20 protein-coding genes are annotated in these 22,496 nt (G+C 65.6%); 13 read left to right on the top strand and 7 right to left on the bottom strand.

Annotated features, from left to right (window positions below):
* Window positions 1–20 precede the first annotated feature (20 nt).
* Complete coding sequence (locus CXZ05_RS17485; RefSeq protein ID WP_102973795.1) at window positions 21–1,097, top strand: 4-hydroxy-3-methylbut-2-enyl diphosphate reductase; 1,077 nt, start codon at window positions 21–23, stop codon at window positions 1,095–1,097.
* A 36-nt stretch (window positions 1,098–1,133) separates the two neighbouring features.
* Here the strand turns inward: CXZ05_RS17485 and CXZ05_RS17490 are convergent, their stop codons facing one another.
* Complete coding sequence (locus CXZ05_RS17490; protein WP_102973796.1) at window positions 1,134–2,429, bottom strand: DNA recombination protein RmuC; 1,296 nt, start codon at window positions 2,427–2,429, stop codon at window positions 1,134–1,136.
* A gap of 90 nt (window positions 2,430–2,519) precedes the next feature.
* Between CXZ05_RS17490 and ychF the strand changes: the two genes are divergently transcribed.
* The 4 genes from ychF (at window position 2,520) to CXZ05_RS17510 (ending at window position 8,560) form a co-directional block, all read left to right on the top strand.
* Complete coding sequence (gene ychF / locus CXZ05_RS17495; protein WP_102973835.1) at window positions 2,520–3,605, top strand: redox-regulated ATPase YchF; 1,086 nt, start codon at window positions 2,520–2,522, stop codon at window positions 3,603–3,605.
* Window positions 3,606–3,931: 326 nt separating this feature from the next.
* Window positions 3,932–5,710: an ABC transporter family substrate-binding protein gene (locus CXZ05_RS17500; protein WP_102973797.1), complete on the top strand. Its 1,779-nt coding sequence runs from the start codon at window positions 3,932–3,934 to the stop codon at window positions 5,708–5,710.
* Between the two features lie 178 nt (window positions 5,711–5,888).
* Window positions 5,889–7,430, top strand: a complete 1,542-nt coding sequence (locus CXZ05_RS17505) for an ABC transporter permease (protein ID WP_102973798.1) — start codon at window positions 5,889–5,891, stop codon at window positions 7,428–7,430.
* The gene (locus CXZ05_RS17510) at window positions 7,427–8,560 is read left to right on the top strand and encodes an ABC transporter permease (protein ID WP_374754671.1); all 1,134 of its coding nucleotides are present in this window, start codon (window positions 7,427–7,429) and stop codon (window positions 8,558–8,560) included. Before CXZ05_RS17505 ends, CXZ05_RS17510 begins: the two co-directional genes overlap by 4 nt.
* Before the next feature lie 43 nt (window positions 8,561–8,603).
* Here CXZ05_RS17510 and CXZ05_RS17515 read toward each other — a convergent pair whose 3' ends face one another.
* A complete protein-coding gene (locus tag CXZ05_RS17515) occupies window positions 8,604–9,233 on the bottom strand; it encodes a PH domain-containing protein (protein ID WP_102973799.1) in 630 nt (209 codons plus the stop codon).
* Between the two features lie 79 nt (window positions 9,234–9,312).
* Here CXZ05_RS17515 and CXZ05_RS17520 point away from each other — a divergent pair, with 79 nt between their 5' ends.
* Complete coding sequence (locus CXZ05_RS17520) at window positions 9,313–11,187, top strand: ABC transporter ATP-binding protein (RefSeq protein ID WP_102973800.1); 1,875 nt, start codon at window positions 9,313–9,315, stop codon at window positions 11,185–11,187.
* Window positions 11,188–11,270: 83 nt separating this feature from the next.
* Here the strand turns inward: CXZ05_RS17520 and CXZ05_RS17525 are convergent, their stop codons facing one another.
* Window positions 11,271–12,113 carry an SGNH/GDSL hydrolase family protein gene (locus CXZ05_RS17525; RefSeq protein ID WP_102973801.1) on the bottom strand — a complete coding sequence of 281 codons (843 nt, stop codon included), beginning with the start codon at window positions 12,111–12,113 and terminating at the stop codon, window positions 11,271–11,273.
* A 271-nt stretch (window positions 12,114–12,384) separates the two neighbouring features.
* On the opposite strand from CXZ05_RS17525, the gene typA reads away from it, so the two are divergent.
* Together typA and CXZ05_RS17535 are read left to right on the top strand one after the other, a co-directional pair.
* Window positions 12,385–14,313 (top strand): translational GTPase TypA, encoded by a 1,929-nt coding sequence (gene typA / locus CXZ05_RS17530; RefSeq protein WP_102973802.1) that lies wholly within the window; start codon window positions 12,385–12,387, stop codon window positions 14,311–14,313.
* A 28-nt stretch (window positions 14,314–14,341) separates the two neighbouring features.
* Window positions 14,342–14,737, top strand: coding sequence for a hypothetical protein (locus CXZ05_RS17535; RefSeq protein WP_258006628.1), 396 nt, complete (start codon window positions 14,342–14,344; stop codon window positions 14,735–14,737).
* On the opposite strand, the gene CXZ05_RS17540 is transcribed toward CXZ05_RS17535, so the two are convergent.
* Together CXZ05_RS17540 and CXZ05_RS17550 are read right to left on the bottom strand one after the other, a co-directional pair.
* Entirely contained in the window at window positions 14,734–15,243 is a 510-nt protein-coding gene (locus tag CXZ05_RS17540; RefSeq protein WP_102973804.1) for a helix-turn-helix domain-containing protein, read from the bottom strand. The two genes, CXZ05_RS17535 and CXZ05_RS17540, sit on opposite strands and share 4 nt — an antisense overlap.
* 203 nt (window positions 15,244–15,446) lie before the next feature.
* Complete coding sequence (locus CXZ05_RS17550) at window positions 15,447–15,704, bottom strand: hypothetical protein (RefSeq protein WP_102973805.1); 258 nt, start codon at window positions 15,702–15,704, stop codon at window positions 15,447–15,449.
* A gap of 154 nt (window positions 15,705–15,858) precedes the next feature.
* Here CXZ05_RS17550 and fdxA point away from each other — a divergent pair, with 154 nt between their 5' ends.
* From fdxA to CXZ05_RS17575, 5 genes are all read left to right on the top strand, one after another.
* Complete coding sequence (gene fdxA, locus CXZ05_RS17555) at window positions 15,859–16,185, top strand: ferredoxin (protein WP_102973806.1); 327 nt, start codon at window positions 15,859–15,861, stop codon at window positions 16,183–16,185.
* A 13-nt stretch (window positions 16,186–16,198) separates the two neighbouring features.
* A complete protein-coding gene (gene dapC / locus CXZ05_RS17560; protein WP_102973837.1) occupies window positions 16,199–17,338 on the top strand; it encodes a succinyldiaminopimelate transaminase in 1,140 nt (379 codons plus the stop codon).
* 241 nt (window positions 17,339–17,579) lie between these two features.
* Window positions 17,580–18,881, top strand: coding sequence for a citrate synthase (locus CXZ05_RS17565; protein WP_102973807.1), 1,302 nt, complete (start codon window positions 17,580–17,582; stop codon window positions 18,879–18,881).
* Window positions 18,882–19,075: 194 nt separating this feature from the next.
* Window positions 19,076–19,714, top strand: a complete 639-nt coding sequence (locus tag CXZ05_RS17570; RefSeq protein WP_102973808.1) for a TetR/AcrR family transcriptional regulator — start codon at window positions 19,076–19,078, stop codon at window positions 19,712–19,714.
* Window positions 19,715–19,804: 90 nt separating this feature from the next.
* Window positions 19,805–20,416, top strand: a complete 612-nt coding sequence (locus tag CXZ05_RS17575; RefSeq protein ID WP_102973809.1) for a hypothetical protein — start codon at window positions 19,805–19,807, stop codon at window positions 20,414–20,416.
* A 10-nt stretch (window positions 20,417–20,426) separates the two neighbouring features.
* Here the strand turns inward: CXZ05_RS17575 and CXZ05_RS17580 are convergent, their stop codons facing one another.
* Entirely contained in the window at window positions 20,427–21,278 is an 852-nt protein-coding gene (locus CXZ05_RS17580) for a hypothetical protein (protein WP_102973810.1), read from the bottom strand.
* 78 nt (window positions 21,279–21,356) lie between these two features.
* A complete protein-coding gene (dapD, locus tag CXZ05_RS17585) occupies window positions 21,357–22,385 on the bottom strand; it encodes a 2,3,4,5-tetrahydropyridine-2,6-dicarboxylate N-succinyltransferase (RefSeq protein ID WP_102973811.1) in 1,029 nt (342 codons plus the stop codon).
* Window positions 22,386–22,496: the final 111 nt, after the last annotated feature.

Raw genomic sequence — 22,496 nt, forward strand, 5'->3', positions numbered from 1 at the left:
CCAGCCGGTAGCATGGAGCAATGACTTCCTCTGCAGTTTCCCTTTCGATGCCCACCGTCCCGCGTCGGCGGCGTTCGCCGGAGGAAGTGCTCGCGGCGGCACCGGTCCCGGGCCCGAAGAGGGTTCTGCTGGCGGCTCCGCGCGGATACTGCGCGGGCGTTGACCGTGCGGTCATCGCCGTCGAAAAGGCCCTGCAGCACTACGGACCGCCCGTTTACGTCCGGAAACAGATCGTCCATAACGTGCACGTGGTCAGCTCCCTTGAGGAGCAGGGCGCCATCTTCGTGGACGAAACTGACGAAGTGCCCGAGGGCGCCCTGGTCATCTTCTCGGCCCACGGCGTGTCCCCGGCCGTGGTCCAGTCCGCAGAGGACCGCGGACTGCGCACCATCGATGCCACCTGCCCCCTCGTGACCAAGGTCCACAAGGAAGCCGTCCGCTTCGCCAAGGACGACTTCGATATCCTCCTGATCGGCCACGACGGCCACGAAGAGGTTGAAGGAACGGCCGGCGAAGCTCCCGAACACATCCAGATCATCAACGGCCCCCATGAGGTGGACAAGGTGACGGTACGGGATCCCGAAAAGGTCATCTGGCTTTCGCAGACCACGCTCAGCGTGGACGAGACCATGGAGACCGTCCGGCTGCTCAAGGACCGGTTCCCCACGCTCCAGGATCCGCCCAGCGACGACATCTGCTATGCAACGACAAACCGTCAGGTGGCCATCAAGAAGATCGCGCCCCAGGCTGATCTGGTGATCGTGGTCGGTTCGGCCAACTCCTCCAACTCCGTCCGACTCGTCGAAGTGGCGCTTGAGTACGGCGCCAAGGCGTCGTACCGGGTTGACTTCGCCAACGAGGTGGACGAGTCCTGGTTCGAGGGTGTTGCCACGGTGGGCGTGACCTCGGGCGCGTCCGTTCCGGAGGTCCTGGTCAAGGACGTGCTCCGCCTCCTGGCCGACTACGGATACGACGCCGTCGAGGAAATTGTGACTGCGGAGGAGGACCTGCTCTTCTCCCTGCCGAAGGAGCTCCGCGCCACGCTCAAGGAAGCGGGGGACGTGTCCCGCGCCCTCGGCGGACGCCGCTCGCGCTAGCAGGAGCACGCGAGCCGGCGTCCATCCTGCGGCTTCTTAAGCGGCATCCTCTTCCTGCACGGTCGAGCGCAGTTCGTTGGCTTCCGGTTCGGTCGCTGCAAGCTCCGTGGCATGCAGTTCATCGTGCTGCCGCGATTCGCCCTGAAGTTCCGGGGCTGCGAGGGACCGCGGTGTCGCCTGCACAGCCGGAGGCGTGACCAGTCCGCTGGTGTCCAGCGCGTTCAGTTTCCGGGCTGTGGGAAGCACCCGTGCCTCAAGCGTGCCGACCATCGCGTTGTAGCGGTCCACCGAGCTTTTCAGCGAGGACCCCAGCTTGCCCACGTTGTCCCCGAGCGTGCCCATCCGCTCGTACAGCTGCCGGGCAAGTTCGAAGAGCTCCCGAGCACTGTCCGTGAGAACGTCCTGGCGCCAGGTGAACGCCACGGATTTGAGCACCGCAAGCAGCGTGCCCGGGGAGGCCAGCACCACATTCCGGGACAGGGCGTGATCCAGGAGCGCGGGATCGGCGGAGAGAGCGGCGGCGAGGATGGACTCGGCCGGAACAAAACAGATCACCAGCTCCGGCGAGTTCCCCGAAATGTCCCAGTACTTCTTGGTGCTGAGGGCGTCCACGTGGGACTTCAGCGCCTTGGCGTGCGCGGCCAGGAGGTTTTGCTGCGCGGCCTGGCTGAGCCCGGGCTTGTCGCCGGCCGACTGCCCCAGCTCCTGCGCCTCAAGATAGGCGGACAGGGGGACCTTCGCGTCGACAACGAGCTGCTTGTCGCCCGGCAGCTGGACCACAAGGTCCGGGCGGACGGCGGCCTCGGCGCCTGACGTGCCGTGCTGCTGCTCATGGAAATCGACATGCCGCATCATGCCGGCCGCCTCCACAACACGGCGCAGCTGCACTTCGCCCCACTGGCCGCGCGCGCTGTTCGACCGGAGCGCCGACTCAAGGGCATGCGTGGACCGCATCAGCTGCTCGTCCGTGAGACGGGCTTCCTGCAGCTGCTGGGCCAGCTGCCCGTACTGTTCGAGCCGGTCCCGTTCCAGCAGGGATACCTGCTGCTGCACCGCCGTCAGCTTCTCAGCCACCGGCGCCAGGGCCCGCAGCACGCTTCCATCCTGATCACGCGACATGCCCAGCTCCCGGTTCTGGGCCGACAGGAGCCTCCGCTCGGCATCCGCGGCAGCAAACTGGGCGCTGACTTCCGAAAGACGCGCCGAAACGCCGTCGAAATCCGCTTCCACGGCGGCGCTCCGCCGGCGCAACACCACGTATACCGCGCCGGCGCCGGACACGGCGCCCAGCAACAGCATCAAAAGGGCCAGAATGACTGCAAAAGGTTCCATGCCTTCACTGTGGCACGGGGCTGTGACATTTATCGGAAAGGCAACAGCCCGGCACGGGATGCGGGGGCCGAACGGGTAGAATCAATGTCCGTGGCTCTTACTATTGGCATCGTCGGACTGCCCAACGTCGGCAAATCAACTCTTTTCAACGCACTGACCCGCAACCAGGTCCTGGCCGCGAACTACCCGTTCGCCACCATCGAACCCAATGTCGGCGTCGTGAACCTGCCCGACCCCAGGCTCCAGCAGCTCGCCGGGATCTTCGGTTCGCAGCGAGTACTGCCCGCGGCCGTCTCCTTCGTCGACATCGCAGGCATCGTCAAGGGCGCCTCCGAAGGGGAAGGCCTGGGCAACCAGTTCCTCGCCAACATCCGTGAGGCGGAAGCCATCGCCGAGGTGGTGCGCGTCTTCGACGACCCCGACGTCATCCACGTCGACGGCAAGGTTGACCCCCGCTCCGACATGGAAACCATCAACACCGAGCTGATCCTCGCCGATCTGCAGACCATCGAGAAGGCCATTCCCCGGATCGAAAAAGAGGTCAAGATCAAGAAGCGGGAGGCCGCGGAGCTCGCTGCCATCAAGGCCGCGCAGGTAGTTCTGGAGCGCGGTGACACGATCTACTCCTCCGTCAAGAGCGACAAGCTGGAGATGGAGCACCTCAAGGAGCTCAGCCTTCTGACGGCCAAGCCCTTCATTTACGTCTTCAACGCGGACGAAGGGATTCTCGGCAGCGAGGAGAAGCAGGCCGAGCTGCGCGCAATGGTTGCGCCGGCCGACTGCATCTTCCTTGACGCCAAGCTCGAGTCCGACCTCGTGGAACTGGACGAGGCCGAGGCGCGGGAAATGCTCGAAATGAACGGGCAGGATGAATCCGGGCTGGACCAGCTGGCCCGCGTCGGGTTCCACACGCTGGGGCTGCAGACCTACCTCACGGCCGGGCCGAAAGAGGCTCGCGCATGGACCATTCACCAGGGCGACACCGCCCCGCAGGCAGCCGGCGTCATCCACACGGACTTCCAGCGCGGCTTCATCAAGGCGGAGGTTGTCTCCTTCGAGGACCTCATCGACGCCGGTTCCATGGCGGAGGCCAAATCGCGCGGCAAGGTCCGCATTGAAGGCAAGGAATACGTCATGTCCGACGGCGACGTGGTGGAGTTCCGCTTCAACGTGTGAGCTTGCGCTGAGCTACTCAGTGATTGAGTATTAACGGCAAAAAGCCCCGGTCCTTTGGACCGGGGCTTTTTCTGTGATTGGCTCCTCTACCCTCCGTGCAACATGGCGTCAAGGAAAAAGGGCGCGAACTTTTCGCACGGCAACAGCTTGGTTGCATCTCGATAACAACCTTTACTGAGGGACAACTTTCGGACCGCAGGTGGCGGGTTCGGGTCTAGGCTACTTGTCATGTGAGACTCGCCACATCTCACTGGGGGGATGTAGCGGGTCTGGCCAGCGCCCACAGCGAAGGTCTTTTCCACACTCACAGAAACATAGGAGGCGGAATGCGATTCAGTCGTATTTCCAAAGCAGTAGGCGTTGCAGCCGCGGCTGCACTGGCGCTCAGCGCCTGCGCGAGCACCAATGGCGGGACAACCCCGTCCAGTAATGCGGCCGGCAAACAGGGGGGAACAGCCACTGTCGTTGAGGTCAACGCGTTCAACACCTTCAACCCCAACACGGCCGACGGCAACACTGACATCAACTCGAAGGTCAGCTACGCCACACACTCCGGGTTCTACTACATCGACAACCAGCTGAACATCGTCCACAACGACAAGTTCGGCAAGATGGAAAAGACATCTGACGATCCGCTGACCGTCAAGTACACCATCAATGAAGGCGTGAAGTGGTCGGACGGCACGCCCGTTACCGCAGCGGACCTGCTCCTGCAGTGGGCAGCCTTCTCCGGGTACTACAACGATGCCGACGCCGAGGGCAAAGCGGGAACGTCCTACTTCTCCTACGCCGGCGACCCCACGGGTCTGGCGCTCACCGATTTCCCCGAAATCGGCGACAGCAACCGCTCCATGACCATCAAGTACTCCAAGCCGTTCGCTGACTGGGAGATCGCGCTGGGCGGACCGGGCATTGACATTCCGGCCCACGTCCTGGCAAAGAAAGCCGGCCTGGCCGACACGCAGGCCTTCATCGACCACCTCAAGGGCCTGCCCCGCGGCGACGCCAAGGCGCCCAAGAGCGCCGATGCCAAGCTCAAGGCCATGTCCGACATGTGGAACACCGGCTTCGACTCCAAGACCCTGCCGAGCGATCCGAGCCTGTTCCTCTCCAACGGCCCGTTCGTTGTCCAGAGCATCAACCAGGATCAGTCCCTGACCATGGTCCGCAACAAGGACTACAACTGGGGCCCCGAAGCCAAGCTGGACGAGATCACCGTCCGCTACATCGGTTCCTCCCCGGCCCAGGTGCAGGCGCTGAAGAACGGCGAAGCTGACATCATCGCGCCGCAGGCGTCGGCTGACACCCTGGAACAGCTCAAGGCCCTCGAGAGCCAAGGCGTGACGGTGGAGCAGGGCAACCAGCTCTCCTACGACCACATCGACCTGAACTACTCGGGTCCGTTGGCGGACAAAAACGTTCGTGAGGCGTTTATCAAGACGGTTCCGCGCAAGGACATTGTGGACAAGATCATCAAGAAGCTCGATCCGGAGGCAAAGCCCCTGGACTCCCAGTTGTTCGTTCCCGCGCAGCCGGCTTATGACGCTTCCGTGCAGGCCAACGGCTCCTCGGCCTACCAGGACGCGGATGTTGACGGTGCGAAGAAGCTCCTGAATGGTGCGACCCCTGAGATCCGCATCATGTACAACAAGGACAACCCGAACCGTGTGGACGCGTTCTCGCTCATCCGCGAGTCCGCAACCAAGGCTGGCTTCAAGATCGTCGACGGCGGACTTGGTGCCTCTGACTGGGGCAAGGCCCTCGGCAAGGGCGGTTACGATGCCACGATCTTCGGCTGGATTAACCCGGGCGTCGGAGTCTCCGGCGTGCCGCAGATCTTCCGCACCGGCAACGGTTCCAACTTCAACAAGTTCAGCGACCCGGAAGCCGACAAGCTGATGGACGAACTCATTGTGACGACCGACCGCAGCAAGCAGGACGACCTCATCAAGCAGATCGACAAGAAGATCTGGGACTCGGCCTACGGCCTCCCGCTGTTCCAGTCCGTTGGTGTTGACGCCTACAGTGACCGCATCACCGGCGTGAAGTTCATGCCGAACCAGACGGGCGTCTGGTGGAACTTCTGGGAGTGGGCCGAGAAGTAAGCCCGTGCCACGAAGTACAACAAGCTAGTTGAGGCGCCGGGACCATGCACCACGGTCCCGGCGCCTTGCAGCGCCATCTCCCGGCAGTGCCTGTGTTGGCAGCACAAGCAGTAAGGCACCGCCAAACCTGCGACCGGTCCGGGCAATCCCTGGGCCCGAATCCTGAGGTTCTATCACAATGGTGACCTACATAGTCCGGCGCCTAGTCACCGCCGCACTCATCCTCTTGGGCGCATCCTTCCTGGTGTATCTGCTGACCGCGGCATCAGGTGATCCGCTCGCGGAATTCCGCCCCAGCAGTGCGCCGAACAAGCAACAGCTCATGGACTCGAGATCCGCGCTGTTGGACCTCGATACGCCTGCCCCAGTGCGGTACTTCAAATGGCTTGGCGGCGCGGCCCAGTGCCTCGTGCCTTTTGCGGGCTCCTGCAATCTCGGCAAAAACATTGCCGGGCAGCCCATCACGGACGCCCTGGGCCATGCACTCATTCAGACACTGACACTCGTCACCGGTGCCACCATCCTGGCCATCCTGGTCGGCATCACCCTGGGCATCATCACCGCCCTGCGCCAGTACAGCACACTGGATTACGGCGTGACCTTCATGGCCTTCCTGTTCTTCTCCTTGCCGATCTTCTGGGTCGCCGTCCTGCTCAAGGAATTCGGCGCCATCGGCTTCAACAACTTCCTCCGGAATCCGGAGATTCCGCTGCCTGTCTCGCTTGGGATCGGTGTTGTCCTCGGCGCAGTGGCCGTGGTCGTGGCAGGCGGCGATATGCGGCGCAGGGTAGTAACCGGCGGCATCGTCTTTGCCGTCGTCGCCGCCGTCCTCGTCTACTTCTCCGTGACCCAGTGGTTCAAGACCCCCGGACTGGGGCCGGTGGTCATCGCCATCGCCGGCGTGGGCATCGCCTTTGCCGTGACCCTGCTGACTGCCGGCCTGCGGAACCGCAAAGCGCTGCAGTCCGCCCTGATTGCCGCGGGCGTGGGAGTGCTGCTCTACTTCTTTATCCAGCCGCTGCTGAACCAGGCCACATTCCTGATGATCGTGCTGCTGGCCATCGCGGCAGTACTGGTCGGCCTGGTCATTGGCTACTTCATGGGCGGTTACGATCGGGGACAGTCCATGCGGGCGGCGGCCATCACGTCGTTCCTCGTGGGCTTCCTCATGCTGCTGGACCGCTTCCTGCAGGCCTGGCCCGCCTACTTCAACAACAGCAGGGTGCGGGGACGGCCGATCGCAACCATCGGCGCCGGTACGCCCAACATCGAAGGTGATTTCTGGATCCTTGGACTGGATTCCTTCACCCACCTCGTACTCCCCACCACGGCGCTCGTCCTCATCTCCCTCGCCGGATACACGCGGTTCACCCGGGCCTCCATGCTGGAAATCATGAACATGGACTACATCCGGACGGCACGGGCCAAGGGCCTTTCGGAACGGGCAGTGGTGATGCGGCACGCGTTCCGGAACGCGCTCATTCCGGTGGCCACCATCGTGGCCTTCGACATCGGCGGTCTTATCGGCGGTGCCGTCATCACCGAAACGGTCTTTTCCGTCAGGGGCATGGGCTTCCTGTTCCTGGATGGCATTCTGCACGTTGACCCCAATCCGGTCATGGGCGTCTTTCTCTGCGTCGCCATCACGGCCATGGCGTTCAACCTCATCGCGGACCTCGCCTACTCCGCACTGGATCCACGAGTAAGGGTGAAAGCATGAGCCAGCCCAGTCAGCAGGATGAAATCATGGCGGAGCAGGCCGGCCTGCGGCAGGAAGCTGCCGGCATCGAGCCCGTTTCCGAAGCCCGGGGCCTGAGCCAAGGCCAGATTGTCCGCAAGCGGTTTCTTGGCCACTCCGGCGCCATTGTCGGCCTCGCTGTCTTCGCCATCATCTTCGTCATGGCCTTCACGTCCGTGGGCTACGCCGGGATCCCCGGATGGTGGAAGTACACCCATGAAGCCGTCTCGCCACTGGTCAACGACGGCGCTCCCACCGCTTCGCTGTGGCCGCTGGCCTGGGGCGAGCACCCCTTCGGCCAGGACCGGATCGGGCGCGACCTCTTCGCCATGACCATGCGCGGCGCCCAGCAGTCCATCACGATCATGGTGGTCATCGGCCTTATCGCCGGCCTGATCGGTGTGGTCGTCGGGGCGCTGTCCGGCTACTTCCGCGGCTGGATGGAAGCTGTCCTGATGAGGCTCACCGACGTCATCATCATCGTCCCGGCGCTGCTCCTCGCCGCCGTCATGGCTCAGCTGGCAGGCCGCCGGGATGAGGGCAGCTGGTTTGCAGCCTTCGCCAGCAGCAACGGTGTCCTCGCCCTCGGCATCTTCCTGGGACTGATCAGCTGGGTGGGGCTGGCGCGACTCATGCGCGGCGAGTTCCTCTCCCTGCGGGAGCGCGAGTTCGTCGACGCGGCGCGGATTTCCGGGGCCAGCAACGCCCGGATCATCTTCAAGCACATCCTGCCCAACGCGGTGGGCGTGCTGATCGTCAACGTCACCCTCACCATGTCGGCGGCGATCCTTACCGAAACCGCCCTTAGCTACCTCGGCGTCGGCGTCAAGTCCCCGGACACCTCGCTCGGGCTGCTCATCTCCCAGAACCAGGAAGCCTTCGCCACCCGCCCCTGGCTGTTCTGGTTCCCAGGCCTGTTCATCGTCCTCATCTGCCTCAGCATCAACTTCATCGGCGATGGCCTGCGGGACGCCTTTGACCCGCGGCAAAAGAAGTTCAACGCCAAGAAGGCCAGCGACTCCGGGGCAACAGTTCCGGAGGCGACGCCCGTGGCGGCCCTGGACAGCAGGGCAGATGACGGCCGGACCTCCGGCGGGGACAGGGGAGCCTGAGGTGCTGCTGCGACGCCGCGGGCGGCCGCAGCGTGCTTCCTGCCTACAGGACGGCCACGCTCCAGTAGCTAAGCCCGAGAAGGATCAGGGTCGCCGCAGCCTCGCGCCAGCGGAAGTTGACGTTGACCGGAGTGGTCTCGGCTGCTCCGGCATCAAGCAGCCCGCCTTCGACCAGTTGTTGCCAGCGTGCACGGACCAGCTGCGCGGCCTGCCCCGAGTCGGTGCTCTTCAGGTCGCCGGGGCGGACGGAGTTCCCCGGCCCGTACGTGCTGTCCGGCAGTCCGCGGAGGTCCTCGGGGCGGGCGTTGCGTCCGCCCCAGATGCCGGGGGCGGGAGCTGCCCAGGCCCCGTAGCTGCGGCCGGGCGTGACGAGGGTCAGCGCGTAGCGGGTGTCCACCTGCACCAGTGCAGCCCATGGCACCGTGATGGCACGGAACGGATTCTCAATGGTGACCCCGGCGTCGTGCACAATCACCGCGGGACGCCAGAACAGCAGCCAGCCCAGGTAGGCGATGAGCAGCAGCGGCCCGGCACCGGCCAGGGCGGGGACTCCGCCCGCCACAACAAGTCCGGCCAGCCCCGCGGCCGCCACGAACCACGAAAATCCGGCAAACCATTTGTTGGTGCGCGCTTTGAAGATTGCAGCGTTTCCGGCATGCGGCACAGTGCTCATGCCCCCAATAATTCAGTATTCCCGGCCGCAGCACTAATCTCAGCTGCTCCGCTGGCCCGGGTGGAAGGAAAACCCCAACATGTCTGACCACATCAGCCCTGGCCGTCCGTCGTCGGACCCTCTGGAGCCAGACCCCATTGAGCCCGGCGCCGGACGGCGGAGGGCAGACGGGAAGGGTTCCGTCGTCCTTGAAGTGCGCGACCTCAGCGTCGACTTCGGCGTCGAAAAGAAGTGGGTGCCGGCCGCCGTCGGCCTCAACTATGAGGTCCGCGCCGGCGAGGTCCTGGCCATCGTGGGCGAGTCCGGCTCGGGCAAGAGCGCCAGTTCCATGGCGCTGCTCGGCCTGCTGCCCAGCAACAGCCGGGTGTCCGGGAGTGTCAGGCTCTCCGGCAAGGAGCTGCTGGGCACGGATGCGGCCAATATCCGCAGCGTCCGGGGCAAGGATGTGGCCGTCATCTTCCAGGAGCCCATGACGGCGCTGAACCCGGTGTACACGGTGGGCGCGCAGATCGTCGAGACTGTGCGCCTTCACAACGAAGTCTCACCGGACCAGGCCAAGGAGCGCGCACTGCGGATGCTGGAGCTGGTGGAGCTGCCGGACCCGGTGAAGGCGTTCAAGTCCTATCCGCACCAGCTCTCCGGCGGCCAGCGCCAGCGCGCCATGATTGCCCAGTCGCTGTCCTGCGATCCCAAACTGCTCATCGCTGACGAGCCCACCACCGCCCTGGACGTCACCGTGCAGGCCGAGATCCTGGACCTGATGAGGAACCTGCGCAACAAGCTGGACAGCGCCATCGTCCTGATCACCCACGACATGGGCGTCGTGGCCGACCTGGCCGACCGGATCGCCGTCATGCGCAAGGGCCTGATCGTGGAGACCGGCACCGCCCAGCAGATCTTCCACAACCCCCAACACCCGTACACGCAGGCGCTGCTGGCGGCCGTGCCGCACCTCGGACAGGGCGGAACGGACGCCGCGCCGGAGGTGGACGTGACAGCAGCGCTGGCCGCTGCCACCCACGCAGAGCTCGACTCCGTGGACCACGATGAACTGGTCCGCCGCGAGCGGGAGAACGCGGCGGCCCTGGCAGCCGCCGAATCCAGGGGACCCGTGGGCGAACCGGTCCTGGAGCTGACCGACGTCGCCATCGAGTACCCGAAGCAGGGCCGTGTGCCGGCCTTCCGCGCCGTCGAGGGGGCCAACCTGACCATCCATCCCGGGCAGGTGGTGGGCCTCGTGGGGGAGTCCGGGTCGGGCAAGACCACCATCGGGCGCGCCGCCGTCGGACTGCTGCCGGTGGCGGCCGGAACGATGCGCGTGGTGGGTGAGGACATTTCCGCCGCGAAAAAGAACGGCAAGCAGTTGCACCAGGTGCGGCGCCACATCGGCATGGTGTTCCAGGACCCGTCCTCGTCCCTGAACCCACGCCTGCCCATCGGCGAAAGCATCGGTGAGCCGATGTACCTTGCCGGCGTGGCGAAGGGCGCCGACCTGCAAAAGCGCATCGAGGCCCTGCTGGACCAGGTGGAGCTGCCGCGGAACTACCGGAACAGGTACCCGCACGAGCTGTCCGGCGGGCAGAAGCAGCGCGTCGGCATTGCCCGGGCACTCTCGCTCAAGCCCAAGCTGATGGTGGCTGACGAGCCGACGTCTGCACTCGACGTGTCAGTGCAGGCCAAGGTCCTGGAGCTGTTCCAGAACCTCCAGCGCGAGCTCGGTTTCGCCTGCCTGTTCGTCACCCACGACCTCGCCGTCGTGGACGTGCTGGCAGACCGCATCTGCGTCATGCAGCGCGGACGCATCGTGGAGCAGGGCTCCCGCGACCAGATCCTGCGGAACCCGCAGGAGGCCTACACACAGCGGCTGCTCGCCGCCGTGCCGCTGCCGGATCCGGAAAAGCAGCGCGAACGCCGGGAACTGCGGGCACAGCTGCTGGCCACCGGGACGGAGTAGTCGAGCGTCAAGCAATAGCAAGGGAGCCGGTGGCCGCCATGAGGCGGCCACCGGCTCCCTTGCTATTTCGCTTAAGAACGGCCCTAGGAAAGACCCAGCCCCAGCTTCGCGAGCCTGTCACCCAGCAGCGTACCCAAAGCATGGTGCCCCTCGCCGGTCATGTGGACACTGTCCTTGAGCTGCGACTCCAGGCCGTAGCGGGTGAGCCAGTCCCCGACACTGACGAACGGAATTCCGTGGTCAGCGGCGACCGTCCCCAGCAGGGCGTCAACCTCGGCGCGCCGGGCGCCGCCGTGGTCCGCTCCCTTGCCCAGCGTTCCCACCATGGCCAGCTTCGCGCCAGGGTACCGCTGCTTGATCGTCGTAATAAGCCGGTCTGCGTTGGCCAGGATCTGCTCGTTGCTGGCCCCTTGCTTCGCGTCGTTTCCGCCGCCCTCGATGACCACCAGCGGGGGGAAACCATAGGGGAGGTGCCAGTCACCGCGCTGCAGCGCATCGACGTAGTTGCCGGTGGTGCCGTTGGAGGCGACGAAGCCGGTGCCGCCCTTGCCGCAGAAGAAGACGTCGTAGCCCAGCCCCGACAGGGCCCGGCGCGGCCAGCTGGCCTGCGGCTCGGACTGCGAGTCGCCGATCAGCAGCGCGGTGTGGGCAATGTTGCCCACGATGACCTCGTCCCGCCCGTTGGCCGGATTGCGGTACAGCGCCCCGGCCGGAAGGCTGGCGGGGTCGACGGCGGCCCCCAGATCGCTCACGACCGCCGAACCGGCGGCCACTGCCTCACCGGGGGCAGCCACCGGGGCGGCGGCACGAGGCGCCGCCGATCCGGCACCGGACGCCGGTTCCATGGCTGCGCCGCAGCCGGTCAAAAACACGCTGGCGGCAATGACCGGACCAATCAGGAGGGCCCGCGTCGAGGCTTGTAACATCCGTGGACTCCTGGCCTGTTCGTAAGTGGTCTAGCAATAGTGGTGGATCACTTTTGGAAAAGCCAGTGATTTTGCTCACATGACGCGCCGCTGGATTCACGATTTGGTAACGGGGCCGGTGCGTGTGCCAGCGGCCGTTTTAGGCCAATAAATGGCTCAGCGTTTAGACTGGAGGTAGGTGCCCTGTGTTAAGGGTCTGATCCGTCGTGCGTTCCGGTTGGAAATGTCGCGATACAACAGCTGACTTCACCACTGAATCGAGCAATAACGCATGTCTGAAACCACCACCAACACCGCGGTAGCAACTGCAGTTCGCAGTGACCTGCGCAACGTCGCGATTGTGGCCCACGTTGACCACGGCAAGACCACCCTTGTGGACGCCATGCTCAAGCAGACCAACTCCTTTGCCGAGCACAACCACCTCGAAGACCGCGTCATGGACTCCGGTGACCTGGAGCGCGAAAAGGGCATCACCATCCTGGCCAAGAACACCACGGTGGCCTACAACGGACCGTCCTCCAACGGCGAAACCATCACCATCAACGTCATCGACACCCCCGGCCACGCCGACTTCGGCGGCGAAGTGGAGCGCGGACTGTCCATGGTGGACGGCGTTGTTCTTCTCGTGGATGCCTCTGAGGGCCCGCTGCCCCAGACCCGCTTCGTCCTCCGCAAGGCCCTCGCCGCGCACCTGCCGGTGATCCTCCTGGTCAACAAGACCGACCGCCCGGACGCCCGCATCGAAGAGGTCGTCCACGAGTCCATGGACCTGCTCCTGGGCCTGGCCTCCGACCTTGCCGATGAGGTTCCGGACCTTGACCTGGACAAGATCCTCAACGTCCCGGTGGTTTACGCCGCCGCGAAGGTAGGCCGCGCATCCCTCGAGCAGCCGGCCGACGGCACTGCCCCGGAGAACGAGGACCTCGAGCCGCTCTTCAGCGCGATCATCGAGCACATCCCCGCCCCGACCTACAACCCGGACGGTGTCCTGCAGGCGCACGTCACCAACCTGGACGCCTCCCCGTTCCTGGGCCGCCTCGCCCTGCTGCGCATCTACAACGGCACCCTCCGCAAGGGCCAGCAGGTTGCCTGGGCCCGCGCCAACGGTGAGCTGAAGACCGTCAAGATCACTGAACTCCTCGCCACCAAGGCGCTCGAGCGCGTTCCGGCCGAGTCGGCCGGCCCGGGCGAGATCGTCGCCGTCGCCGGCATCGAGGAGATCACCATCGGTGAGACCCTGACCGACGTCGAGAACCCGCAGCCGCTGCCCCTGATCACCGTTGACGATCCCGCGATCTCGATGACCATCGGTATCAACACCTCCCCGCTGGCCGGCAAGGTCAAGGGTGCCAAGGTCACGGCCCGCCAGGTGAAGGACCGCCTGGACAAGGAACTGATCGGTAACGTCTCCATCAAGGTTCTCCCCACCGAGCGCCCGGATGCCTGGGAAGTCCAGGGCCGCGGCGAGCTCGCGCTGGCCATCCTCGTGGAGCAGATGCGCCGCGAAGGCTTCGAGCTCACCGTCGGCAAGCCGCAGGTTGTCACCCGGACGATCGACGGCAAGATCCACGAGCCGATGGAACACATGACTATCGACGTACCGGAAGAGTACCTCGGCGCCGTCACCCAGCTGATGGCCGCCCGCAAGGGCCGCATGACCAACATGGCGAACCACGGCACCGGCTGGTGCCGCATGGAGTTCATCGTTCCCGCCCGTGGCCTGATCGGCTTCCGCACCAAGTTCCTCACGGACACCCGCGGCGCCGGCATCGCAGCTTCCATCTCCGAGGGCTACGAGCCCTGGGCCGGCCCGATTGAATACCGCACCAACGGTTCCATGGTGGCCGACCGTGCAGGCGTCGTGACCCCGTTCGCCATGATCAACCTGCAGGAGCGCGGCTCCTTCTTCGTCAAGCCCACCTCCGAGGTGTACGAAGGCATGATCGTCGGCGAGAACTCCCGCGCCGATGACATGGACGTGAACATCACGAAGGAAAAGAAGCTCACCAACATGCGTGCGGCTTCCTCGGACACCTTCGAGAACCTGACGCCGCCGCGTGACCTGACCCTCGAAGAGTCCCTCGAGTTCGCCCGCGAGGACGAGTGTGTTGAGGTTACCCCGGACGCCATCCGCATCCGCAAGGTCATCCTTGACACCAACGAGCGTGCCAAGGCCAACCGCGCCCGCGCGAAGGCATAACGGCACCCTCCCGCAGGGAACTGAAATCGTGAACAGAAGAGCTGCCGGCATGGCAGGCGGCCTGGCCGCCGCCGTGCCGGCAGCTCTTTTTGCAGCCCTCGCCGGAACCGCGCTGCACGGCCAGGAGTTTGGCGCCGCCGGTTCCGCTCTGCCGGTGGGTGCCGTGGCGGCGCTGCTGCTCCTGGCATCGCTTCAGCTGTTCCTCGGGGCGGTGTTCCGGACGCTGATTCCGACGGCGGTGTGCGGCGCGGTTTGTTATGCCCTGGCCGGCTGGTGGTCCGGGATGGAGCCGGGCAAGCGGCTCATCGCCGGTGACCTGGCCGGGGGAATCTGGGTCTACGGGATCGTGGTGGTTACCGTCGCGATGCTGGCCTGGTGCCGGCGGTACAGCCGCTCGTCAGCCCGCCGGCGGCAGCGCGGCTAATCTGCGGCCGGGTCCCGGTGGTGGGCAATCATAAGTGAGGTGGCCTCGCCGTCGTCGTCTGCGAGAAGTGCCATGTACTCCTCCATGACGGTGCGGAGCTTGGCCAGCATTTCCTCCCGCCTGGCGGTGTTGAACTTCACCCCGAGGCGCCAAACCTCGATGTCCTCGGGCGGAAGGTCGCGGGTTTCCAGCAGGAACGTCTCGATGAGGATGGGCGCAACGTTGTCCACGGGAGTGCTCCACGATTTGCGGCTGGCGATGTAGGGCACCTCGGTGGCTCCCCGGCGCCCCTTCCTGCGCTCCTCCGCCACCAGGAATCCGGTCCGCACCAGGGTGCGGACGTGGTGGAGGCTGGACGCGGGATTGAGGCCGAGCAGCTCGGCGATCTCCTTGTTGGTACGCGACTGGTGCAGGCATAGACGAAGAATCCTCAGCCGTAGCGGAGAACTTAGGGCGCGGCCCTTTGCCACCAGGTCTGCATCATCGCTTTCCGGCGGGGGTGTCATAGACGCCAGTGTAACCAGCAATCAACGATTGACATATGCCAATCACTGCCCGGACTGAAGCCGTTCCTGTACCGCCGGAATGAACTTTTTCGGCACACTGATCTTCACGCTGACGCCGCTGCTGGTGCTGCGCAATCTCGGGCTGGGGCCGCAGGGCATGGGCCTGATCATGACCGTTGGCGCGGCCGGCGGAGTGCGGGACGTCAGTCCGCGGCAGGCGGCGTCAGCCGTGAACCACGCCGCGGAGGTGCTGGCGGCACCTGTTTGGCGGCCACCACGCTGTCAAGGGAAATGCCGACGTCGGACTTCCGGGTCCGTACGGTGCACTCACTTTCGCCGCACTCCAGGAGGTCTCCCAGGGCATCCGTAAAGCCGCCGTCGATCCTGTACCGCACCACCACGCGCGTTCCGGCCGGGGCCGTGGCCAGGAACTGCCGGGGCGTTGGTGTTGTCAGACTCACCGGTCCATCGTATGACGCGTCCGGAGTGTGACGCGCCCGCTTCGTTCGCGGGCAGGGCCTGGGAGATAATAGGCTCTGAAGTGGACAGCCCGGCATGCAGGCCGGATGCAGCAACCGGCCAGTCGCCGGGAATCAACGTGGAGAGGCAAGGGACGTGACGTACGTAATCGCGCAGCCGTGTGTAGATGTTAAGGACAAGGCATGCATTGAGGAGTGCCCCGTCGATTGCATCTACGAAGGCGATCGCTCCCTCTATATCCATCCCGATGAGTGCGTCGACTGCGGTGCATGCGAGCCCGTCTGCCCGGTGGAAGCCATCTACTACGAGGATGACACCCCCGAGGAATGGGCAGACTACTACAAGGCGAATGTCGAGTTCTTTGACGACCTCGGCTCCCCGGGCGGCGCCGCCAAGGTGGGCAATACCGGCAAGGACCACCCGATGATTGCAGCGCTCCCGCCGCAGAACCAGGACCACTGAGGCGGACCCCTTCGTGACTACAGCTGTGCGCAGTTTCGGCCTTAGCCTGCCCGACTACCCGTGGGAAGCGATGGCGCCGTACCTCGCCAAAGCGGCTGAACACCCCGGCGGTGCGGTCAACCTGTCCATCGGCACGCCCGTGGACCCGACGCCGCCGGTCATCCAGGACGCCCTGAAGGCGGCCGCGGATGCGCCCGGTTACCCCACCGTGCACGGCACGCCCGCGCTCCGGGAGGCCATTGCCGCGTGGTTCGCCCGCCGCCGCGGCGTCGAGGGGCTGGACCCCCGCGCCGTCATGCCGACCGTAGGCTCCAAGGAACTCGTGGCGTGGCTGCCGTTCCTGCTGGGCCTCAAGCCGGGAGACGTCGTCGTCCGGCCCACGGTCGCCTACCCCACCTACGACATCGGGGCCACGTTCGCCGGGGCCACGGCGGTTGCGGCTGATGACCTCGACGAACTGGACGCGGCCACCCGGGCGAAGGTCCGGCTGGTGTGGGTCAACTCCCCGGGCAACCCCACCGGCAGCGTCCGGGACGCCGCGTCGCTGAAGAAGATCGTGGACCAGGCCCGCGAAATCGGCGCTTTGGTGGCATCCGATGAGTGCTACGCCGAGCTTGGCTGGGGCGAGTGGGACCTGCAGCGCGGGGGACAGGCTGTTCCGAGCATCCTGGATCCGCGCGTCGCAGGCGCGTCCCACGACGGGCTCCTCGCCGTGTACTCGCTGAGCAAGCAGTCCAACCTGGCCGGCTACCGGGCCGCCTTCGTCGCCGGTGATGCGGCCCTCATGGCCAACCTCGTCAACAGCCGCAAGCACGCCGGCATGATCGTGCCGTACCCGGTGCAGGAAGCGATGCGCGTGGCCTTGGGCGACGACGCACACGTTCTGGAGCAGAAGGACCTGTACCGCGGGCGGCGGGAGCGGCTCCTGCCGGCGCTCGAGTCCTTCGGGCTGACGCTGCACGAGTCCGCCGCCGGCCTGTACCTGTGGTGCACGGCGGGCGAAGCAACTTGGGACACCGTTGCACGCCTCGCCGAGCGGGGCATTGTGGTGGGTCCGGGGGTGTTCTATGGCGACGCGGGGCACGGCTATGTCCGCGTGGCCCTCACCGGAACCGACGAACGGATCGACGCCGCGGTGTCCCGCCTGGCATAGCCGTCACGCCGTAACAATGATGTGACTCGCGCCACAACATGCCCGTTTTGGGGATAATTTGGCGCTTCCGGATTAGTGGCAGCCCGCAAGTGGCGGTAGTTTTTAACTGACTATCAATGGTGGCTTTCTACAAGAAGGCAGCACGGCCGTTGGATGTCCCGCCGTGCGGGATCCCGCTCGGCTCACCTGATGTTGGATCAAGCTTTCTAGGGAGGCCAAGAGGCCTCATGAAGGGGACTCCATGACTGAGACCACCAGCGCAACTGAGACCACCAGCGCGTTCTTGCGCCACGCAGGCGGCGAACTCGAACTTCCGCGCATCAAGGTTGTTGAGGGAAACGAAGGCTACGACGTTTCCAAGCTACTGAAGCAGACCGGCGCCGTTGCCTTTGACCCTGGCTTCATGAACACGGCCGCCACGACGTCGGCCATCACCTACATCGACGGCGACGCAGGCATCCTGCGGTACCGCGGTTACCCGATCGAGCAGCTTGCCCAGCACTCCAGCTTCCTGGAAGTCTCGTACCTGCTGATCTACGGCAACCTCCCGACGCCGGCCGAACTGGAGGACTTCGACCAGAAGATCCGCCGCCACACCCTGCTGCACGAGGAGCTCAAGGGCTTCTTCGGCGGCTTCCCGCGGGACGCACACCCGATGCCCGTGCTGTCCTCGGCTGTGTCCGCGCTGTCCACGTTCTACCAGGACTCGCTGGACCCGTTCAACGACGAGCAGGTGGAGGTTTCCACCATCCGCCTGATGGCGAAGCTGCCGGTCATTGCCGCCTACGCGCACAAGAAGTCGATCGGGCAGCCGATGCTGTACCCGGACAACTCACACAACCTGGTGGAGAACTTCCTGCGCCTGAGCTTCGGCCTGCCGGCCGAGCAGTACGAGGTGGACCCGGTTGTCGCCAAGGCGCTGGACCTGCTCCTCATCCTGCACGCGGACCACGAGCAGAACTGCTCGACCTCCACGGTGCGGCTGGTGGGCTCCTCCAACGCCAACCTCTTCGCCTCGGTGTCCGCAGGCATCAACGCCCTCTTCGGCCCCGCCCACGGCGGCGCCAATGAGGCCGTCCTGAAGATGCTCCGCCAGATCCAGGCCGACGGCACCAAGCCCGAGGACTACATGGAGAAGGTCAAGAACAAGGAAGACGGCGTCCGCCTCATGGGCTTCGGCCACCGGGTCTACAAGAACTACGACCCGCGCGCCAAGATCGTCAAGGCAACCGCGCACGAGATCCTCAGCAAGCTTGGGGGCCACGACGAACTCCTGGAGATCGCCTTGCGCCTCGAAGAGAAGGCCCTGAATGACGACTACTTCATCCAGCGCAAGCTGTACCCGAACGTGGACTTCTACACTGGCCTGATCTACAAGGCCATGGGCTTCCCGGAGAAGATGTTCACCGTGCTGTTCGCCATCGGCCGCCTGCCGGGCTGGATTGCCCAGTGGCGCGAAATGATCAACGATCCCAACACCAAGATCGGCCGTCCGCGGCAGCTCTACACAGGCGAGCCCGAGCGGCAGTACCCCGCCCGGTAGTCCCCACCACCGGCTCCCACTAAGGGTCCAATTCACGACGGCGGTCGTCCACCTTCCCGGTGGGTGGCCGCCGTCGCGGTTTTAACCATCCCCACCAGCCCCTGAACTCGCAAGCTCGCTCCGGGAACCCGGCTGGCGTGGCCCCATTCGCCGCGCCGCCGCGGTTTGAGGGCACAGCCGTGCTAAAAACAAGGGTGCCGAAAATTGTGGACGCCGTGCAGCGCCGGCAGGAGATTGTTGGCGCCGTGTGCAGGATCATCGCCACAGACGGACTGGAAGGCGCGTCCCTGCGTGAAGTGGCGGATGAAGCGGGCCTCGCGGTGGGCTCGGTGCGGCACTACTTCGACAGCAGCGATGACCTGCTGGCCTTCTCCTTTGCGGCTGTTTCCGACCGCATCCTGACGCGCCTCCAGGCGGCGCTTGCCGGGCTCGGGCCCGCAGCCGGTGGCCCGGACACGAGCCATGCCGTATTAACACTGCTGGGCGAATTCCTGCCCCTGGACGAAGAACGCGCCCTGGATGCGTGCGCCTGGCTGGCGTTCCGGAACGCCGCCCGGATCCGGCCCTTCCTGGCCGCCGAGGCGGACAGGAGCCACCGGGCCGTGGCTGCCGTTGTCGGCCAGGTGATCACACGGTTCCTGCACGGGCACGATGCCACGTTGGGCGATGCCACGCCGCAGCTGGTGACCGCCGCCGAACACCTGCTGGCCACCCTGGACGGGCTGGCCATGCATGCCCTGCTGCAGCCCGGCTGGATGTCCCCGGAAATGTGCCGTGACGTGCTCGAATCCCACATCGAGGGCCTTCGCAGGAGGGTCGGTGCCAGCCATTAACCTCCCCGGGCTGGGGGAATAGACTGAAAGCCGGAGAGCGGGTGGCCGGCAAAACGGGGTGGAAAAACGAGATGCCAAGGAGGCATACGCATGCAGCACACAGGCGGTCCAGGCTGGCGAATCACTATGGACACGTCGGGTCCCATGCTTATTGCCCTTTATATACGTGATGTTGCCGGGCTCGATGGTGCCGGCTTTCCGCCGCTTTCGCATGCCGCACCCAAGGTCCGCCACGTGGATCATTCCCACCTCACCGCCGAAGTGGGCGGCATCAGCGCTCTGAAAACCGAGTGGGAAGCCTGGTGGGAGCAGCTCCTCAAGGCCCACCCGCAGATGTCACCTGAACTGTCGCCCCCGGGATTCCGCTCCTTTGCCAACTCGCCGGCGTTGCGCAAGGTCCTGCAGGCGCACTTCGGCGCAGCCCTGACGTGGGCCAGGGAGCGGCGCGCGGAGTATGCCGAACTGGAGGCCGAACGCGTGGCCGGAGGCTCCGCGCACCTTATCGAGGACATCGTGGAGGACCGGCTGCTGGAGGTGGGCCGGGATTCGCGGGACTTTGCGCTCACGATCATCGAGCTGCCGCTCGATGAGCAGCGGGCGTGGTACCTGGAGCCGGACAAGATCATCATGAGCCACGAGCTGCTCTCGCAGCCCGAGGTGTTCCGCAGCTACGTGCAGCCGGTCGTGGAGATCCTCGTCTAAGTCCGCGGATTCAGGACCCGGCAGCAGCAAGCGTGACGGCCACCCGGCCGCCGGTGTCCGGTGCATCCTGCCACCCGTCGCGGGATTTCCTGTCCCACCGCTTTCCGTCCACGTCCACGCGTTCCACCGCATACTCTTTGGCGTTCGCCACCGCCCAGTGGGCCACAGACCAGGCATAGCTATCTGCGACGTCCACCTCCAGCGTTTGGCCGGAGGCCGCCGTGGGGATGGCTCCGTAGGCGGCTTCCAGCCCAGTGAGCAGAGTAGCGGGATTGCCGGCGGTATCCGGTGAGCGGAGCGTGCAGTTCAGGGCAGCGGGCGTCTCACCCGTCAACGCCGAGGCGAAGGCCCGGCCCATCGCCTCGTGCTCCGCGTAGGCCGCCGGGTAGGCGGAGCGCTGGACGCGCTGGGCGGCGTCGGTGATTTCCAGGGTGGCGTAGCCGGGCACCTTCACGAGAGCGTCGTAGAAGGCGTTCGTGGCGTAGACCGGGTCCATGACCTGGTCCTGGGTGCCCCAGCCCTGCGATGGGCGCTGCTGGAACAGGCCCCTGGAGTCCGGACCGGCAAGGTCGCCGTGGCCGATGTTCCGAAGCTTGGATTCCTGCATGGCGGTGGCCAGGGCAATGCTGGCTGCCCGCGGAGGGAGCCCGCGGCGCACCGAGACAGCCGTGATGAGTGCAGCGTTCGCGGCCTGGTCGGTGGCCAGGTCGGCCCGCTGTGAGCCGACGGCGGCGGTGCATTCCTCGGTGATCAACTGCTCGGAGCGCTGCAGCAAAGTGGCCGCGGTGTAGATGCCGCCGGCGACCAGGACGAGCGAGAGGCCGCCGATGACAGCCCCGCGCAGCCTGCGTCTGCGTGTCACGTTATTACTCCAGCAATCCGCCGGCACGCCCGTCTGGGTGGCGTGCCGGCTGTGTCCTCACGGTCGGTTGGCGTGCCGTCAGTTGGCGTGCAGGGCGTCGTTCAGTTCCACGGTCTGGCCTTGGCGGGGCAGGACTTCGACTTCACCCGTGGTGGAGTTGCGGCGGAAGAGCAGGTTCGGCACGCCGGACAGCTCCACAGCCTTGACGATCTTGCTGGTGTCCTCGCCGTCGGCGTCCCTGGGCCCGGCAACGCGGACGCGGGTGCCTGCCGTGACGTACAGCCCGGCCTCCACCACGGAGTCGTCGCCGATGCTGATGCCGACGCCGGAATTGGCACCCAGCAGGACGCGCTGGCCCAGGGACACCTTCTCCTTGCCGCCGCCGGAGAGGGTGCCCATGATCGAGGCGCCGCCGCCGACGTCGGTGCCGTCCCCGGCCACCACACCGGCGGAAATGCGGCCCTCAACCATCGAGGTCCCCAGCGTGCCGGCGTTGAAGTTCACGAAGCCCTCGTGCATGACGGTGGTCCCGTCGGCGAGGTGGGCACCCAGGCGCACGCGGTCGGCGTCGGCGATGCGGACGCCTGTGGGAACGACGTAGTCCACCATCCGCGGGAACTTGTCCACGCCGTAGACGGTAACAGCACCGCGCTTGCGCAGCTTGGCGCGGGTCAGTTCGAACCCGTCCACGGCGCACGGGCCGAAGTTGGTCCAGACGACGTTCGGGAGCTTGCCGAAGATGCCGTCAAGGTTGATGCTGTTGGGCCGGACCAGGCGGTGCGAGAGCAGGTGCAGGCGCAGGTAGGCATCGGCGGTGTCGGCCGGAGCCGCGTCCAGGTTGATCTGGACGAACACCACCTTCTGCTCGGTACCGCGGTCGGCGTCGGTGCCGGCGGCTGCGATTTCCGTGAGGGTCTCGTCGGCGTTTTCCACGGCGCGAAGGCTTTCCGCGGCCACACCGAGGGCAGGGGCGGGGAACCAGGCATCCAGCACGGTGGCTTCGCCGTTCCGCGTGGCGATGGTGGCTACGCCGAATCCATAGGCCGAACGGGATTCGTCGGACAGTGTCTGGGCAGCGGGCACGGCGGAAGAAGCGGTTTCAGTCATGCGCCAAGTCTATCGAGACGAGGTGCACGCGCCGAAACCGGTCGGCACACATCTGAGTCGCATTTGAGGGCGTTCCCGGCGCTGGGAACCCCCTGGGCTGCCTCCCGGTTG

The sequence above is a fragment of the Arthrobacter sp. AFG20 genome, assembly GCF_002892795.1.
Lineage (GTDB): Bacteria > Actinomycetota > Actinomycetes > Actinomycetales > Micrococcaceae > Arthrobacter.